A 16546-nucleotide genomic window follows, 5' to 3' on the forward strand; every position below is an offset into this window, starting at 1 on the left:
CCCTGTTTTCTTAAGCATCCTTCCGGGTAATCAGGTACTTCATCGTTTCATCAGTTATTCTCAGTACCCGCTCGAGTTCTTGAGCTGTAGCGGGTTCCCCGGTAAAGTTGATCAGAGTATAATAGCCTTCGCGGAAACCCTCAACTTCGTAGGCCAGTCGCCGCTTGCCCCACTTGTTGACATTGGTCACCTCACCACCGTTGTTGTTAATCAAAGTCGTGAACTTGTCTACCACGGCGGCAATCGCTTCTTCTTCCAGGTCAGGCCGGATGATAAAAAGTACTTCGTAAGCCCGCATGATCTTCACCTCCTCCCCACGGCCTAGCGGCCCCACCGCTTGGATGGAGCAGGGATGTTAAGCACCGGACCAGTTTGTGATCCTGCCAGTGCAAGTCGCTTAATAATTATATCATAGTCGATAGTTGGAAACAAGTTATGGAAATAATAATTATTCATTCAATTCGCGCTGGGGTTAGTGTTGTCTAGCCCCGAACGCACAATGGCTTTAACGCTTTTTTCGAATTTGGGCCGCGGGATCATCACCTGGCGACCGCATTTAACACATTTGATGCGGAAATCCATCCCCAGGCGGGTAATTTCCCATTCGTATCCCCCGCAGGGATGGGGCTTCTTCATCCGTACAACATCACCCAGAGAGAATTTGAGCAATTTGGTTCACCCCGCCTTAACACGCAATCTATGCTAACTACAGCCACTTAATCTCTGGCCTTGGCCGGTACCGAACTTAAGACAATCCGCCGTGGATAGGGAATTTCGATCCCGGCCTGGTCAAAGGCCAACTTAATCCGCTTAAGCAGTTCGCGCTCGATTTTCCATTTTTCCAGGGGTCGGGTCATCGCTACCACTCTAATCGTGACCTCAGACTCCCCCAGCGCGACCACGCCCAAAACATCGGGGCCCTCAACAATATCTGGCAGATCTCTGGCCGCTTGCTGGCAAACATCGGCCATAACTTTTAAGACCCGGTCAAGATCTTCTTCGTACGCCACGCCGATTTCGACTAAAGCCCGTTTCGTCCCCCGGCTGTGGTTAGTCACTTTCCCGATTTCTCCATTGGGCACATAATGGAGTTCTCCGTTAAAATCGCGCAGTTTGGTCATCCGCAGGCCAATCTCTTCGACAATTCCTTCTACCCCGGCGGCCTGAATGTATTCACCCACCGCGAATTGATTCTCAAATATAATAAAAAAACCGGTGATGACGTCTTTAACCAAACTTTGCGAACCAAAACTGATCGCCAGACCGACAATCCCAGCGCTGGCCAAGATCGTCGAAATTTTGCCTGTAAGTTCATCCAGGATGGTCACCCCGGCGATAAAGTAAACAGTGTAGCGAAGCAGGCTGCTTAGAAGTCCGCTCAGGGTCTTCGCCCGCTGCTCAGGCATCGCGATCCCCCGGCCTTCTCGCTGGGTCAAAAGCCGCTGAATGGCCACACCGCCAATCCGCAGGGCTAGCCAGGCCAGGGCGATAATCAAAATAATCCGCACCGGTTTGCCCAGGGCATTGATCAGCAGCAAATATTCGAAGACCTCCCGATAAGCGTCGGTAATACTGGTCCAAACGGGAATAAAGACCACCTCATTTCACGTTTATGATCATTTTACGTGCAAGCAAAATCGCCTTGCCCTTTTCCCGCGATGCTGCGGATGACTTGAGACTATGCCGCTTCAGCGGCTGCTTGCGCCAAATCTCTGGATGGCCGCCAGCGCCTCGGCTGCTCCTGACTGGACCCGCCACGAGGGGTCCTGCTGAGCCCTGGTCAGGGCTTCCACGGCTCGTGGGGAACCAAGCTGGCCTAAAGCACGGGCAGCTCGCACGCGCACGGCTTCAACCGGGTCGTGCAGGGCTCGCAACAGGGGTTCCAAAGCCAATAAATCTCCGTTCTCCCCCAGGGCCTCGGCTGCTTTGGCCCGGAGGACCGGATCGGGACTTTCCAGGACAGCCGTTAGACCGGGTACCACCTGCGGGCTTTTCATCTGACCCAGGATTTCGACCACCAGGGAACGACTGACCGGCGACAACCCGGGTAGGGCCTCAAGCAGGGGTGTGATGGCCATCTGGCCCATGGCAACCAGGATATTCGCCACTCGCGCGGGAGTCGTGCGGGCTGGCTCAGCCAATAATTCGATCAGGGGTTTAATGACGCTGGGATCGCGGAAGGATTCCAGGCCAGCAGCCGCCGTCCAGCGCACATCTTCCACGCGATCGCATAACAGGTCAACCAACAAAGGCACAGCTGATTCTACCCGCAGGAGCGTCAGCACCTCAATTGCAGCGATCCGCTCGGTCGGGACCGGACTCTTCAGTTGAGATACCCACGCAGCGATATAGCCGTTTCGTTCCGCCAGCTCCCTTAATTCCTGGATGACCGGCGCCGGCCATTCCCTCGCGCCCTGACAAATTAAACCGGCCACCTTGATGGGGCCAGCCGTCTCTAATTCCCTGACTAAACGCCCTGGTAGTGGAATTGGGGCATTCACCAGTTCGGCTACGAGCTCCATCGGACCGGCACTCGGATTATAATACCCACCGACTCTTCTAATTAAAATAAACAGTACTGGTATCCCGCTCAGAACCAATGCCGATAAAATTATCCACCAGGTGTACTCCACCCAATTCACACCCCTCTGGGTAAACCCTAAGCTAGAAATTAATTACCTTTTGGGCTTTGGTCAGATGTTCGGTAATGGTGTACATGTTGGTAACTGATCCCACGCATAGCTTATCCTTCAGGTTAAAGAAATCCAAACATGTGCCGCACGATAAAATTTCGGTCCCCGCTTTCTCCAGGGCCATCAAGTGCTCGAGCACTGGGGAACCGGCACAAGTAAGTTTAACTCCGCTATTTAAGAAAATAATCGTCTTGTAAAGGACGTCGCTCTCGGTGAGTGTATAGATCAGGCTCTTCATTAATACGGCTCCCAGTTCGTCGTCCCCTTTACCCAGGGTATTGCCGGTGATCACCAGCACAATATCTTCGGTCTGCAGCAGTTGGGTGGTGTACGTCTGCCCTTTACTGATGCGAATGTAATAGTCCTGGTCGCGCTGTTCAACATCAACCCCGTAAGCCAGGTTTTGGGCCAGCTTAATCACGTTGTCGCGGGCAACCTCATTGTCAACAATCGTGACAACCAGGCCCTCGGCGATCTCTTCCAGCGCTTTTTTCGTCATAATTACTGGCTGTGGGCAGGCCAACCCACGAGCATCCACCTGATTGATCATTTTAGTTCCCCCTTACCTTAACTACTTTAGCGGGTTCATCAAGGACGCGACCGATCATTTGCGCTTCGCTAATACCAGCCCCACGTAAGGCCACCAACAAGTCATCCGCCCGGTCGGCTGGTACAGCGATCAACAATCCACCCGAAGTCTGCGGATCAAACAAGATATCCCGGTCAACTTCACTGATCTCACCGGTGAAGATTACCTTATCCGCCAGATACCTGGCGTTAGCGTAGGTCCCCGCCGGCACCAAGCCAAAACTGGCTAACCCTCTGGCTTCCGGCAGAACAGGCACACTGGACAGGTCAATTTCCAAAGCCCAGCCGCTCCCAGCCGCCATTTCATACGCATGTCCAAGTAATCCAAAGCCGGTGATATCCGTACAGGCATTTACGCCAACCTTTTTCATCGCCACGGCCGCTACCCGGTTGGAAGTTGACATGAGTTTAACAGCCGGCGCAAAGCCTTCCGCATCTATGGCCTCACCTTTCGCCGCCGCGACCAGCACTCCCACACCAATCGGTTTGGTGAGTACCAGCACATCATGGGGTCGCGCCCCGTGGTTGGTCACCACCTGCCCGGGATGAACCACACCCGTTACCGCCAGTCCATACTTGGGTTCATTATCTTCAACGGTATGCCCGCCCAGGAGGACCGCGCCGGCTTCCCGGATCGCATCTGCTCCACCGGTAAGGATAGCCGACAGGATCTGCAGGTCTAAAGAGCACGAAGGAAACGCCACCAGATTCATGGCCGTAATCGGTTCCCCGCCCATGGCATAGATATCGCTCAGGGCGTTAACCGCGGCAATCCTCCCAAAGGTATAAGGATCATCAACCACCGGCGTGAAAAAATCAACTGTCTGGATGAGAGCCAGGTCTTCCCGCAAGCGAAAAACACCGGCATCATCCGGTACATCGCAGCCAACCAGGAGGTCAGGGTGAGTGAATTTAGGTAATCCCCCCAGAATCGTCGCTAAGGTCCCCGGACCTATTTTCGCTGCTCACCCGGAAGCCTGGACCATCTGAGTTAAGCGAATCTGTTTGGACAACTCCCTCACCTCCGTAATAATACAAGTGTTTCATGGTCATTCCCCTCTTGCTCGTTGGCGCTCGCGGCTTACTACGGGTTGTGCCGCGTCCAACGGCCCGGGGTTTGTCTGGTTATTTATCCGGCGTCCAGAAGGATGCGTAAGCCCGGTAAGTCATGTACAGGTCAATTTTACTGGCCAATTCCCACGGTGCATGCATCCCTAATAAGGCCGGCCCACAGTCAATTACATCCAGGCCGTAGTTGCCAATAAAGGCGGCAATCGTCCCGCCACCCCCCTGGTCAATCTTCCCGAGTTCTCCTGTCTGCCAAACCACGCCATGGCGATTAAACAAGCGGCGTATTTCATTGACATACGCGGCATCAGCTTCATTCGAGTTGGCTTTGCCCCCACTCCCGGTATACTTGGTTAGAACCACCCCGTAACCAATCCGTGCTGCATTCCGTTTGTCGTACACTCCCTCGAAGTTCGGATCGAGGCCAGCGTTGACATCTGCCGAAATAGCCTGACTGCTGCTTAAAGCTCGGCGGACCCAAATACTCTGGTCGGACTGGATGGTCGAGTAGACCAACTCGGCGATCAGGTTTTCGAAAAATCGCGATTGCATCCCGCTTTTACCGACACTGCCAATTTCCTCTTTGTCCATAAACAGAGCAATCGCCGTCTGACGGGGTTGGCCTAATTCCAGAATTGCCTTCAGGGAAGCAAAAACGCAGATCCGGTCATCCTGCCCGTAGGCGGCAATCAGCCCCCGATCAAAACCCACATCCCGGGGCTTACCCGCGGGAACAGCTTCCAGTTCGGCACTGATGAAGTCTTCTTCTACCAGGCCATAATTCCTGTGCAGGGTCGCCAGGATCGCCAGTTTTACCTTCTCCTTCACGTCATCATCAGTGACGGGTATATTGCCAACGACGAGATTTAAAGTTTCCCCTTCTATTCCCTCAGACATCTTTTTCTGCATCTGGTCCTTGGCCAGGTGCGGCAGCAGATCACTGATCAGGAACACTGGGTCAGTCGGGTTTTCGCCAATGACAATTTCACACTTACTACCATCTCTTTTGTACACCACGCCATGTAGAGCCAAAGGTAATGATGTCCACTGGTATTTCTTAATTCCTCCGTAATAGTGCGTTTTGAAAAGCGCCAGTCCTTCGTCCTCATACAAGGGTTCCGGCTTCAGGTCTAAACGCGGGGAATCCAGGTGGGAACCCACCAGGCGAAAGCCCTGGGTAATGGGCTCGGTACCTATCACCACCAGAGCGACCGCCTTTTCCCGCTGTTCCACGATCAGCTTGGTCCCGGGCATCAAAGGTTGCTGCCCGGCTCGATATTCTTCAAAGGGTAAAAACCCGTTTTCTCTGGCTAAGCAGATAATCTCTCTGACCGTTTCCCGCTCGGTTTTCGCCCGGTCAAGAAATTCTTTATAATCCTCGGCAAACTGGAACACAGTCTCGGTCGCCTGTCCTTCCACGGCTTCCCAGGCACATTTGCGTTTACGGCCCAACTGTTCTTCCAGTATCTTGCCTTTTGGTGTTTGCTTATCCATAATAACACTCCTCCCCATCTTTGGTCTTCCTTCGGAGGTTAGTTTATCCAGCAGTATTATTTTCCATAACACTTATACATTTTAGCACCAAATCAAGAATTTGCCAAGTCTTTAGCCGGTGCCGGGGAAGAACTGATGTAAGTAGAGATTACCCCGGGCAAACCACTCGATAAAGTATGGCGCCAGAACAGAATGATTGATCGCTTCGCTTAGAGCGACACACGCCGGTTGGCCGACCAGCTGGCCAAGCGACATGAAAGAAAAGAAGGGAGCAACCAGTCCGAGGACCAGGGAAAGGGTGACGCCTTTAGACAAAACTCCCAGCCCAGCTCCCAGCAGGCGATCCAATCCCCCATGTGACCTACCATAAAAAACCAGGCCTACCACCCCACAGATGAGTTGAAAACCGCGAGCCACCACAAATACCAGCAACAAAAAAGCCACCCCCCTGACAATGGAAGAAGCGATCATTTGTGCAATGGCCTCAGCGATAGAAGCAGCCAGCCCGGCAGGTTGTAAAAACATTGTCCCCATCTGCTGGCGCAGCAACTCCTGATAAACAGCGGGGAGCGGCAAATCTCGGAGAACATTCAGCATTTGGTCTACTGGTGAAGGAGCCAGTTTTATTGAATATACCGGTGATGGCAGGCGTAAGTAATTAAGCAAGAAGCCGGCGATTTTAGCCGTCAGATGGAATTGTTTATCCAGGAATTCAGCCGCGCGCTGATAATAGATAAGAGCCACCGCCAGGGCAGCCAAATAGCTGATGATTCCAAGTAGGGATTTCGCTAAGCCACGCCGGTAGCCTTCGATTGCCCCCAGAGTCAGGAGCGCCAGGATCACCGCATCAACCCAATTCACATTATCCCCCCGTTGCCTCAATTGTTCAAAAAATGAATTTGACACATAGCCGGGGAAATCCTTCTCCTACTCATCCATCTGGTCTGTTTCTCTTGATATGCCTTGGCGAGTATCTGTGCCACCATGGTGCACACATTCATTAAGTTCACCTGGATACTGTTCCTTGATTTCCCGCAGATAATTGTTAACCTGGCGTTCCAGTTCCTTAATCAGACAGGAAACAATATCACCCAGATCATCCGCCCGGTCGATGGCGTCTTCCACATCATCTTTATGCGCCAGGGTGATCCGGTTAAGTTCATCAGCTGCTGCCACTAAATAACGGTAAGAACCAACCAGCGACGACAGCAATCCCGTCAATTCGGACACCACGCGATAATAATAATCCCTCCGTCCAACCACGCTTTTTCTCTCCTTCGGGAAAGTATTCCCTTATTTATACGCACTGGCCAACCATGATTAGACCATGGACAAGTTCTAAGAAAAAAATGTATAGTTATACATTTTATGGACATACTAACAGCGAATGGAGGTGCTGGTAAATGAATTGCGAGGTCTGTCACGCCAAAGACTTTTGCCACACGGATCCGGTAACCTGGGAATTTCGCAATGATGTCCACCGTTTCCTTGTTAATCGCGACCTGAAAAAATGTCAAAAAAATGGAGGCCCGAAATAGCACCCACGTTTGAACCCACTTTCAACCAGGGGTTAGCTGAGATGACCCCTTATTTTTTTTCTCCATAATGTGCCGGACCTCACCGGTCTCTTGTCAGGTCCTCCAACATGGAATGCGGGGCACGCCAGCGCCTGGCCCGACGTCCCGCCCGCAGTAAAAACAGTCCCACCAGTCCAGTTATCCCAAAAGCAAGTTTTGCCTCATCCATCAGTTGATGAAGATAAAGTAAAATTGAAACGATTAGAAAAGCAGCAAAAATAATACTCAAAGACAACCGGTCAAGCGCCCTGGAGTGGTTTTCAATCGCCTGGGTGAGTGAGCCACGGCTAACTTTCACGCGCACATCGCCGTTTTCCAATTTGTGCAGAACCCGCTGCCACAGACGGGGGAGTCCAACCGAAGCGGTGGCAAAATCCTGTACCTGCTCCCAAATGAAGCCGCTCAGCCCTTTAGTAGACCGATCACCAGACAGATAATTGAGAAAAGGTTTCAGTTCTTCAACAAAATTGATCTTCGGGTTTAAGCCAATGCAGAGCCCGTACAAAGTCCCAGCCGCCCGACCCAGGAACATATATTTGGCGGGAATCTGAAAAGGCTCAGAGTAGATAAACTCGCGGAATTCTTCGGCTAGCCCAACATAGTCATACTCACCCTCACTGGACCGGCTGAAGAAATTATCCACAATCAGTTCAATCCCTTTGGCTAGAACATCCATGTCCGCGTGGGGGCGCAGAAACCCCAAGTTCCTCATGGCTTTGATCATCATCCAGTTGTCACGCAGAGCCAATCCCCTGACCAACTGGCCCAGATTCTTTTTCATGTTTTCGGTGACACTGCCCACCATCCCGAAGTCAACAAAGGCCAGGTGGCCACTCGGTAAAACGAAAATATTTCCGGGATGAGGATCGGCGTGATAGAAACCATGCTCAAGGATCTGCTTTAAATACACCGCGATCAACTGGCGGGCAACCGCTTCCCGGTCAATCTCAGCCGCAACGAGGGCAGCATAATCGGTTACTTTCATACCCTGAATATATTCCATGGTTAAAACCCGGGCCGTAGTGTGTGACCAGTATACCCGGGGAATAACCACACCAGCATCAGGGCCAAAACTAGCGTTGATTCGTTCTGCATTGTGCCCTTCTTTAATGTAGTCTAGTTCATTAGTAATCGTCTGAGTAAATTCATCGTACAAGGCCTCCAGGTCAAAGTTTTTCGCCCAATCAGTCAGCATCCGCAGCAAGACGATAAACCACTTGATTGACCGCAAATCACTGGCTATCAGGAATTCGATCCGCGGTCTGCGTACCTTGACCGCCACCAGTTCGCCGGTTGGCAGAGTGGCCCGATGAACCTGCCCGAGCGAAGCTGAAGCCACTGCCGTCTCCTCAAAATCAGTGAAGAGGATTTCCAGCGGTTGCCCCAAGTCAGATTCGACCGCGGCTTTAATGACCGGATAAGCAACAGCCGGCACTTCATCCTGGAGTTTCGCCAGTTCTTCGATAAACTCTCGTGGCAGTAAATCAACCCGGGTACTGAAAAACTGCCCCAGTTTAACGAGCAGTCCCCCCAGCGTAACCGCCGCTTCCCGAAAGCGAACCGCTATCTGACGATAAAAAAGTGAACGCTGACGCGGCGATCGCTGATGGGGAAGAAATTTTCCCTTGAGGTTATACCACCAGTAGTCCACCAGGAGCCGGAACAATAGCTTAAATACCACCCAGGATCGGCCGAGGCTGCTCACGTGCTGATTGACGCTCATTGTTTCTTCCTTTCCGGGCTAAATATTTCCAACGATTCAGTGCTTCCCCAATTGTATTTTTCGACGAGCTTAACAAAAACTTCCACTAATTCGGGATCAAAACAGCTGCCTGAACCTCGCTTAATTTCTTCAATCGCCTCCCAGCAGGACATCGCCGGTCGGTAGACGCGCTGGGTCGTCATCGCATCAAAGCTGTCTGCGACCCGCAGGATGCGGCTGCAAGTGGAATTTCCTGACCTTTTAAGCCTTCCGGGTAACCCGTCCCGTCAAAATTCTCGTGATGATAGCGAATGATGGGATCAAGGGTCTGCAGCGAGGAGATCGGACGAATAATTTCCGCTCCCCAGACGGGATGCTGCTTCAGGATCGCCCACTCCTCTTCGGTGAGGACGCCAGGTTTGTTTAAAATATCCCGTCCGATTTCGATTTTTCCGATATCGTGGAGAAACGCGCCGTACTTTAAATGATTGATTTTTTCCGCCGTCCACCCCAGGGCCTGGGCCAGTTCTGTCGCGTAAATAACTGTCCGTTCCGAATGGCCATAGGTGTACCGGTCTTTGGCGTTGATCACACTGATCAACGTCCGAATTGAGGTCAGAAGGTTTTGCTCGGATTCATCAACTTCGTCCCGCAGTTCATCCAGCACCGAGAAATACAACTCAACCTTGTTCTTGCTGGCGTACTTGGCGCGATATAGGGCTTGATCCGCCAAGCGGATCAGTTCTTCTTTGTTCTTCGCCTGGAAAGGGAATAAGGCTACACCCAACGAGGCCGTCAGCCGTCCCTGTGGCTGAAGGCTGGCCCCGTAGAAAGGAAACCGCTCGATCCGCTGGCGAATATGCTCGGCTATCTCCAAGGCTACTTCCCGGGTTGCCCCTGGCAGGACAATGGCAAACTCTTCACCCCCGTACCGAGCGGCAAAACCCGGCTCGGGAACCTCCATCTTCAGTAGCCCTCCCATCTGCTTGAGGACCTCGTCCCCCTGCTGATGTCCAAAGGTATCGTTATAAAACTTAAAATAATCGATATCAAGCATAATCAGGCCAACAGAGCTCCGCTGCTCCCTGGCCCGTTGGATTTCCACATCAAGTTTTTCTTGAAAACTGCGGTGATTGTCCAGTTCAGTCAGGTCATCCTGGCTGGCCAGCAAGGACAGCTCCTGGCGCACCTCTTTTTCGATATTGGCCAACCCGCCCAGCAACCAGGAAAGAAGAAACATAATGGACAGATTGACAAGATCGACTTCCAGTTCCCGGTTGGGATAAACACCGTAAAACCCAACAAGATCTAAACTCACCAGGAAGATGGCGATAATTGAGGTCAGCCCCAAACCGAATCTCCGCCCGTGCTGTCCGGCGAAGATAATGATTGGCAGGAAAAACAGGACTTTAGCTCGACTGGCCGCCCCGCCTGTCTTTAAGACAATTATCGCAATCAGGCCCAACAAAATCATGCCAGTGAGGTAGGTAAGCCGATTGGGTCGATCCACCAGAATAGCCTGACCTAAGATCTTATGGCCAAAGTAGCCTAAGAATACGGTTAAAGCCCCAACTATTGCTAATGTAATGACAAACGCATATGGAATCGACGATAGATCGGCAAATTCTTTATACAACCAGCCTAGGATAGCCAGGGCCACAATAAGTGCCATCATCATAAAGCTAACTGTAATAAATTCCCGCAGTTTTTCCTGTCGCTTGATTTCCCACTTGTTCATTCTCTTCCCATCCCAAAAATAATGAGCGTAAAGTGATTTTAGGGTGGATGCATTTCATCCACCCCGTTTTTCTTAATATTTTTGTAGCGATGTCGGAAGTTTTGGTTGATAGTGTATAAAACCACATGCAGAAGCAGCGCTGACAGTTGCCAGGATCGACAATACGGTCACCAAGCCGGTCAAGAGCAGGTACTTGATCTTCTTCATTCTTCTCACCTCCCCTCAACAAAAATGCGCTAATCCCTTATCTATAAAAGCGATTAGCTTATGTCCCATACTGGTCAAAACAAAGCATTCCCAGAGCAGACCAAATCCGGCCGCAACAATCAGGGTGCTGGCGTTTGGTGTGGTCTGAAAAAGGACATAAATTGCACTGACCAGAACCAACACTGTCACCATGGCCAGGCGACGGAGCCTCCGCCGGTGCTGCGCCGTCCGGATCGGCTTCTCGGGAGAATCCACTGGTGCCAAAAAATAGGCCGACATCAAACCCACTAAAAAAACCCCACCCAGGAATACTTCCATATGTGGTAGGAGAAAAGAAAATATACAGCGAGACAATAGACCAATCCCCGGAAAGACCAGACCGCTGACCAGGGCACAGCGGACCGCCGTGGAACAGTGTGCCCCACCCGCAAAGACCCGCAGCGCGGCCACAGCCACCACCGCCGCCAGGGCTTCCGGCACCACCCGGAAAATTGCCCCGATCACCAATATCGCTAGTATACCTCCCAGAGTCGAGAGAAACACCTCCAGCCCGTACCGGACAATTTCTATGGTCTCCGCCGTAACTTTCATTTCCTTGCGCAAATATTCACTTAACTGTTCTCCCGGATTCAGACTCAACGGTGTCACCCCTCTTTCAGTCATTCTAAAGGCCAACAGACTGGCATTTTCGCCGGTGGCGGTCTTTAAGCCAGGCTACTCCAAACAAAACCACTACTTGCGGCCACCCGGTGATAATCCAGAGCGCCGTATTGGCATTGGCTTCTTCCACCGAAAGATTTAGTAATTTAAACAGCGGCCAAATAACGAGAAGCTCCACTGCTGCCATTATTACCACAGCAATCGCGCCGGCTCTGATTAAGACTGAACTAAATGGTTGCCTGGTGGCTACTTTTATAAAAACAGGCAAGGTAATCATTAATAAAATGGTGTGGAAACCAAACGGGATCGGCAGCAGCCGGATTAAATAAATCGTGAGCCCCTCGATTACTCCAACCGCGATTATTATCCGCCAATTCAGCTGGAGGTTTGCGAAGGCCAGGGCCACCGCCGTTATCCCCATTGTTTCCGGGATCCCCTGCAGCAACAAATGGATAAGTGTCATCTTGGGTGCCATAAATAATATCTCCTCCGCTAAATTGGGTTTTAGCCCCTATATTTCCCAATATTTCGACGATCACAGGAATAATCCTCTTCTGATGGTAATAATTATTTGATTTTTTCTTATGCTCGCTCCAGGAAGGAAAACATTCTCAAAGCCCAACTGTATCTACCTTTTTCCGCTGGCGATCCTTAAACCAGGCAATCCCGAATAAAACTACCACTTGCGGCCACCCGGATATAATCCATAACGCCGTATTGGCACTGGCTTCTTCCACCGAAAAATTTAGCGCCTTCAACAGAGGCTAAAGAACAAAGCTCTCCCTACTACCAACACAAGCATAGCAATCACACTGGCTCTGACCAAGACTGAACTAAATGGTTGCCGCGTGGCTACTTTTAGGAAAACCGGCAAGGTAATCATTAATAAAATGGTGTGAAAACCAAATGGGATCGGAAGCAGCCGGATTAAATAGGCCGTGAGTCCCTGGATTACTCCAACCGCGATAATTATCCACCAATTTAACGGGAGGTTCGCAAAGGCTAGGGCAACCGCCGTGGTTCCCATTGTTTCCGGGATACCTTGCAGCAACAGATGTGTCAGAGTAAGTTTTGGTCCCATTAATCTGTAGCCTCCGTCTAATTGCGGTTTTTCAACCTATATCTCGACTATTTCGACGGTCACCGAAAGAATCCTTTTCTGTCAGTTATAATTTAGGAATTTTTATAATGTTCCCCCATTTTTACCCACCATCGCCCCTGCCAGGTATTGCGTCGTTCCAGCTCAGCATCAATGGCGTTCAGCACTTCCCACTTCTTCAAGCTCCACATTGGGCCCAGGATCAGTTCCCGGGGGCTGTCTCCCGTTAACCGGTGGATTACGACTGCTGGTGGCAGAATCTCGAGGATATCCACCACCAGTTTGACATAGGTGTCCTGGTCCAGAAAGGGAAATGGGCGGTTCTCATACTGGCGAGCCAGGTGCGTCCCCCGCATCAGGTGAAGCAGATGGATTTTTACGCCCTGGATGGGCAGATTGGCCACCGCCCGGCCGGTGGCCAGCATCTCCGCTTCAGTTTCTCCCGGCAGACCCAGAATGATGTGGATGCAGGTGCGCAGGTGGCGTTCCGCCAGACGTTCCACCGCCTCAAGAAAGCCGGCGTAGGTACTGCCGATGTTGATCTCCCGGCGGGTCCGCTCGTGAATGGTCTGGAGTCCCAGCTCAACCCACAGATAAGTGCGTTCGTTTAGCTCGGAGAGCAGGTCCAGCACCTCTGTGGGGAGGCAATCGGGCCGCGTAGCAATAGACAGCCCTACCACCCCCTCCTCCTGGAGCACCAACTCATACATCCCTCTCAGGGTATCCACCGGCGCATAGGTATTGGTGAAAGCCTGAAAATAGGCCAGGTATTTCGCTTTTGGCCACTTCTTATGCATTCGGTCGCGGACAGTACGAAACTGGGTAATCAAGTCGAGGGAGCGGTCGCCGGCAAAATCACCGGCACCACGGGCACTACAAAAAACACAGCCCCCCGTCCCGACTGTTCCATCCCGGTTGGGGCAGGTCAAGCCGGCATCAAGTGGTACTTTGAAGACTTTTTCCCCAAACTGGTGGCGCAAGTGATAATTAAGACTGTGGTATCGTTTGCCATCCCAAAAAAGCGGCTGCTGGGCTGACCGTTTCTCCATACTTCTTCTCCTTTAGCATCACGGGGTGAGCCCTTTACTGGCCAGCCAGAGTACTTTTGGTATCCCACCTGGTGATCACGATCGTCACTGGTGAATTCGGCACCAGTTTCGGAATAAAGGTGGCCTTCAGGTCACAGCTAATCGTGCACCCCGCCCCATTGGGATCAATTTTCCCCGTGCTGGTGATTGATACCCAGAGCGTCAAATACTGGGGAAAAGGGTCCACCGGGGGAGTTGGTTCGGTCTTAGTCAGCGTTAGTCTGGTCACCGTGTACGTCCCATGACCTAGAACCCCGGTCGGCAATGCCGGCGGCAGTAAATTGGGCAAAGGATACATCTGAAGATCAGGTAGTTTTTCCCCATTGTTTTGAATGCTCTTCTTCAATTCATAAATGGCCTTTTCAATCCCGGCTTCCGCCAGGTAACGTTCCTGGTAAGTAACATCTACCTGTTTGACCGCCCGAATCTCGTTCAACAGGCGATCCATTAAGCCGAATCCGCCGATCATGATGATCGCCAAGCCGATCACCGCCAGGATGTACGCTGAGCCATGTTGGCCATTGATAAATTTCTTCCCCAAAAGGCGCATAACCATTCTCCCGCTAAAAATCAAAATAGACATCGCATTTTTGGGTGTCTGACCAGACCCCCAGGTAGCCCGATTGAGTCGCCGGCAGAGTTTCTGATTGTACCAGTTGACCGTTGATGTACAGTTGAATATTCCGCTGGTTGGAGATCACCTTCAGGGTGTAGGGAGTATCAAGCTGAAAGTTGTTCCCAGAGAAAGTAAAGGCAGTCGGGTTATCCCAGGGCCCGTACTTAAAAGTGCGGGTAAAAAGTTCAATGCCAAAGTACATGGCGTTATAACTATTGCCTCTGTAGTCACCGTCAAAGAAGAAGACAAGCCCCGCCTCCTGCGTTTTGCCCACTTGTGGAGTGCCTTTGAAGGTAATCGTGCACTGATAAATAAAATCCGCGCCCCAGAAGGGAAGATAGTATGGCGGTTTATCTGACCCAAGTCCGTCGTGGAATAATTGATGGTCATTGAGGATTTGATAATGGCCCCCTGGCTCGAGGTGCCAATCCCCTCCTGGGAACGGTACGTGCGGCCAAGCCGGCGGCAGGGTGTTGACGACTCTGAACCCCTGAGTCAGCGCAGCCTCCTCGCCGCCCGTCTTCACCACCACGTCATACGTCCCTTCGGCCAATCCAGAAGGGAGGATGCCGCTGAGGGCAGTTGGTGTGGTTACCTGCACATTTGTTAAAGTTTGGGCACCGATCTGGGCTGTCGTCACCCCTTGGGCAAAATGAGTATTTGCACCAATAATGGTGATTAACGTGGGAGTATACCCCACCAATACGGAGTTTGGCGTAACCGACTGGATGGTCGGCCTGGGCGTAACCTGGAATCCATCCGGCAAAATGGCGATCTCTTCGTTTGTCTCCACAATCACGTCATATGTACCTTCGCCCAGTCCAGCCGGCAGCGTTCCCCTGAGCAGAGTCGGGCTGAGGACCTGAACATCCGCAAGCCAAAACGGGCCAATCTGTACCCGGCTTTCCCTGTTCACAAAATGCGTGTTCTCCGCCATGATTTCGATCACCACCGGCGAATACCCCACCGGCAAGAGATTGGGATTGGCCGCAATAATGCGGGGGAAAGGAAGAATGCTTTGATTTACTCGGGGAAAGGCCCGGGCCACCAGATCAAAAGTTTGCCCCCGCTGGGCAAAAGAAAGCCGAATCAAGATGGTCCCGTTGTCACTGGTTAAGGTACAGTCAGTAACCGATTCGGCCAGCTGTTTTTCCAAGCCGTTTTCCGTCCTCATCAATTTTTGCGCGGTTGCTTGATAGGTATACGTAATTACTTCGTTATTTGGGCCAGTCAGACCGAGCGATTGGGGAGTGATAAATTGCACTACCTTGGCCTGCTGGATGTCCCGGACCATGGTAAATAGAACAGCACGAGCAGACTGACGAAAATCCATATCAAGCGACGACTGGTTAATCGTCTTCTGACTAACCGCCAGAACGTCAATAAGGGCCGGGATGATCAGGCCAATGATAAAAACAGCGATGATGACCTCAACCAACGTGAAGCCCCGGTTATTCCGCAACTGCCTGAAGTACTTCACCGGCTCACCTACCTGTGATCAAAGTTCTAAGTTCAACCTGTTCGGTTATCTCCCGGTATTCCCAGTTAACCGTAACGCTGACATCATACAGGTAAAACGCCTGGCTCCCGTCAATGGTTATAAACTGTTCAGCCGGTTGACCGGCCCGGTCCAGATACGTCACCCGGCGCGAATATGTCACCCCATTGCGGTAAACTGTATCGGTCAGAACGAGGCCCCGCCAATCATCCAGGCGTCGAGGATTGAGGGCCTTAATCTCCTCCATTTTCTCTTCCGCCAGCACCAGCGCGGTAGTTTTTTGCTTGTGCAGCATACTGGTATTGTACCCGACTTCAATCATCTCCAGGAAACCAAGCAGAGCCACGACTAAGATGGCGCTGGCCACCATGGCTTCAATCAGCGTAAAGCCGTCGTTTTTTCGCAACCTCGTCAATGTTTTCATAGTCTCCTCAGAATTTACGTCTTCTCAAAGACGTTCCTATTTCATTTTCATCTTCATTCACGCAAATTTTCTACAAATTTTCAATCTATTCCTG

At 51.5% G+C, this 16546-nt stretch carries 20 protein-coding genes; all 20 read right to left on the minus strand.

The genetic code is table 11. The features are described from left to right. Positions 1-10: 10 nt before the first annotated feature. Positions 11-298, minus strand: a complete 288-nt coding sequence (locus HPY81_04765) for a 30S ribosomal protein S6 (GenBank protein ID NPV26768.1) — start codon at positions 296-298, stop codon at positions 11-13. A 158-nt stretch (positions 299-456) separates the two neighbouring features. Next, on the minus strand, positions 457-669 hold the full coding sequence (locus HPY81_04770) for a DUF951 domain-containing protein (protein NPV26769.1): 213 nt from the start codon (positions 667-669) through the stop codon (positions 457-459). A gap of 47 nt (positions 670-716) precedes the next feature. Further along, positions 717-1571 carry a mechanosensitive ion channel family protein gene (locus HPY81_04775; GenBank protein ID NPV26770.1) on the minus strand — a complete coding sequence of 285 codons (855 nt, stop codon included), beginning with the start codon at positions 1569-1571 and terminating at the stop codon, positions 717-719. A gap of 117 nt (positions 1572-1688) precedes the next feature. Then, entirely contained in the window at positions 1689-2633 is a 945-nt protein-coding gene (locus HPY81_04780) for a HEAT repeat domain-containing protein (protein ID NPV26771.1), read from the minus strand. Between the two features lie 31 nt (positions 2634-2664). Beyond that, positions 2665-3243, minus strand: a complete 579-nt coding sequence (yedF, locus tag HPY81_04785) for a sulfurtransferase-like selenium metabolism protein YedF (GenBank protein ID NPV26772.1) — start codon at positions 3241-3243, stop codon at positions 2665-2667. Between the two features lies 1 nt (position 3244). Further along, positions 3245-4267, minus strand: coding sequence for a selenide, water dikinase SelD (selD, locus tag HPY81_04790; GenBank protein NPV26773.1), 1023 nt, complete (start codon positions 4265-4267; stop codon positions 3245-3247). Between the two features lie 139 nt (positions 4268-4406). Next, on the minus strand, positions 4407-5843 hold the full coding sequence (locus HPY81_04795; GenBank protein NPV26774.1) for an aminopeptidase: 1437 nt from the start codon (positions 5841-5843) through the stop codon (positions 4407-4409). A 111-nt stretch (positions 5844-5954) separates the two neighbouring features. Beyond that, on the minus strand, positions 5955-6704 hold the full coding sequence (locus tag HPY81_04800) for a CvpA family protein (protein NPV26775.1): 750 nt from the start codon (positions 6702-6704) through the stop codon (positions 5955-5957). Positions 6705-6770: 66 nt separating this feature from the next. After that, a complete protein-coding gene (locus HPY81_04805) occupies positions 6771-7106 on the minus strand; it encodes a hypothetical protein (protein ID NPV26776.1) in 336 nt (111 codons plus the stop codon). 354 nt (positions 7107-7460) lie between these two features. Beyond that, on the minus strand, positions 7461-9143 hold the full coding sequence (locus HPY81_04810) for an AarF/ABC1/UbiB kinase family protein (protein NPV26777.1): 1683 nt from the start codon (positions 9141-9143) through the stop codon (positions 7461-7463). After that, complete coding sequence (locus tag HPY81_04815; protein ID NPV26778.1) at positions 9140-9325, minus strand: hypothetical protein; 186 nt, start codon at positions 9323-9325, stop codon at positions 9140-9142. The genes HPY81_04810 and HPY81_04815 overlap by 4 nt, the downstream gene beginning before the upstream one ends. Then, positions 9322-10860 (minus strand): diguanylate cyclase, encoded by a 1539-nt coding sequence (locus tag HPY81_04820; GenBank protein NPV26779.1) that lies wholly within the window; start codon positions 10858-10860, stop codon positions 9322-9324. Before HPY81_04820 ends, HPY81_04815 begins: the two co-directional genes overlap by 4 nt. A gap of 72 nt (positions 10861-10932) precedes the next feature. Continuing rightward, the gene (locus HPY81_04825; protein NPV26780.1) at positions 10933-11067 is read right to left on the minus strand and encodes a cyclic lactone autoinducer peptide; all 135 of its coding nucleotides are present in this window, start codon (positions 11065-11067) and stop codon (positions 10933-10935) included. Positions 11068-11082: 15 nt separating this feature from the next. Further along, positions 11083-11730, minus strand: coding sequence for an accessory gene regulator B family protein (locus HPY81_04830; GenBank protein NPV26781.1), 648 nt, complete (start codon positions 11728-11730; stop codon positions 11083-11085). A gap of 1 nt (position 11731) precedes the next feature. Next, a complete protein-coding gene (locus tag HPY81_04835; protein ID NPV26782.1) occupies positions 11732-12202 on the minus strand; it encodes a hypothetical protein in 471 nt (156 codons plus the stop codon). A 279-nt stretch (positions 12203-12481) separates the two neighbouring features. Beyond that, positions 12482-12808 carry a hypothetical protein gene (locus HPY81_04840; GenBank protein ID NPV26783.1) on the minus strand — a complete coding sequence of 109 codons (327 nt, stop codon included), beginning with the start codon at positions 12806-12808 and terminating at the stop codon, positions 12482-12484. A gap of 92 nt (positions 12809-12900) precedes the next feature. Further along, positions 12901-13875 (minus strand): TIGR01212 family radical SAM protein, encoded by a 975-nt coding sequence (locus HPY81_04845; GenBank protein NPV26784.1) that lies wholly within the window; start codon positions 13873-13875, stop codon positions 12901-12903. A 34-nt stretch (positions 13876-13909) separates the two neighbouring features. Beyond that, positions 13910-14497 carry a hypothetical protein gene (locus tag HPY81_04850; GenBank protein ID NPV26785.1) on the minus strand — a complete coding sequence of 196 codons (588 nt, stop codon included), beginning with the start codon at positions 14495-14497 and terminating at the stop codon, positions 13910-13912. Continuing rightward, a complete protein-coding gene (locus HPY81_04855) occupies positions 14478-16010 on the minus strand; it encodes a prepilin-type N-terminal cleavage/methylation domain-containing protein (protein ID NPV26786.1) in 1533 nt (510 codons plus the stop codon). Before HPY81_04855 ends, HPY81_04850 begins: the two co-directional genes overlap by 20 nt. Positions 16011-16014: 4 nt before the next feature. Continuing rightward, positions 16015-16452, minus strand: coding sequence for a prepilin-type N-terminal cleavage/methylation domain-containing protein (locus HPY81_04860; GenBank protein ID NPV26787.1), 438 nt, complete (start codon positions 16450-16452; stop codon positions 16015-16017). Positions 16453-16546 lie beyond the last annotated feature (94 nt).

This window comes from Bacillota bacterium, assembly GCA_013178045.1.
GTDB lineage: Bacteria > Bacillota > Ch66 > Ch66 > Ch66 > Ch66.

Bases quoted from the DNA above. Each gene is read 5' to 3' on its own strand.
- HPY81_04835 (NPV26782.1), bottom strand. From the start codon at position 12,202: ATGGCACCCAAGATGACACTTATCCATTTGTTGCTGCAGGGGATCCCG.
- yedF (NPV26772.1), bottom strand. From the start codon at position 3,243: ATGATCAATCAGGTGGATGCTCGTGGGTTGGCCTGCCCACAGCCAGTA.
- HPY81_04810 (NPV26777.1), bottom strand. From the start codon at position 9,143: ATGAGCGTCAATCAGCACGTGAGCAGCCTCGGCCGATCCTGGGTGGTA.
- HPY81_04845 (NPV26784.1), bottom strand. From the start codon at position 13,875: ATGGAGAAACGGTCAGCCCAGCAGCCGCTTTTTTGGGATGGCAAACGA.
- HPY81_04830 (NPV26781.1), bottom strand. From the start codon at position 11,730: ATGACTGAAAGAGGGGTGACACCGTTGAGTCTGAATCCGGGAGAACAG.
- HPY81_04860 (NPV26787.1), bottom strand. From the start codon at position 16,452: ATGAAAACATTGACGAGGTTGCGAAAAAACGACGGCTTTACGCTGATT.
- HPY81_04825 (NPV26780.1), bottom strand. From the start codon at position 11,067: ATGAAGAAGATCAAGTACCTGCTCTTGACCGGCTTGGTGACCGTATTG.
- HPY81_04850 (NPV26785.1), bottom strand. From the start codon at position 14,497: ATGTCTATTTTGATTTTTAGCGGGAGAATGGTTATGCGCCTTTTGGGG.
- HPY81_04840 (NPV26783.1), bottom strand. From the start codon at position 12,808: ATGGGACCAAAACTTACTCTGACACATCTGTTGCTGCAAGGTATCCCG.
- HPY81_04815 (NPV26778.1), bottom strand. From the start codon at position 9,325: ATGACGACCCAGCGCGTCTACCGACCGGCGATGTCCTGCTGGGAGGCG.
- HPY81_04765 (NPV26768.1), bottom strand. From the start codon at position 298: ATGCGGGCTTACGAAGTACTTTTTATCATCCGGCCTGACCTGGAAGAA.
- HPY81_04795 (NPV26774.1), bottom strand. From the start codon at position 5,843: ATGGATAAGCAAACACCAAAAGGCAAGATACTGGAAGAACAGTTGGGC.
- HPY81_04820 (NPV26779.1), bottom strand. From the start codon at position 10,860: ATGAACAAGTGGGAAATCAAGCGACAGGAAAAACTGCGGGAATTTATT.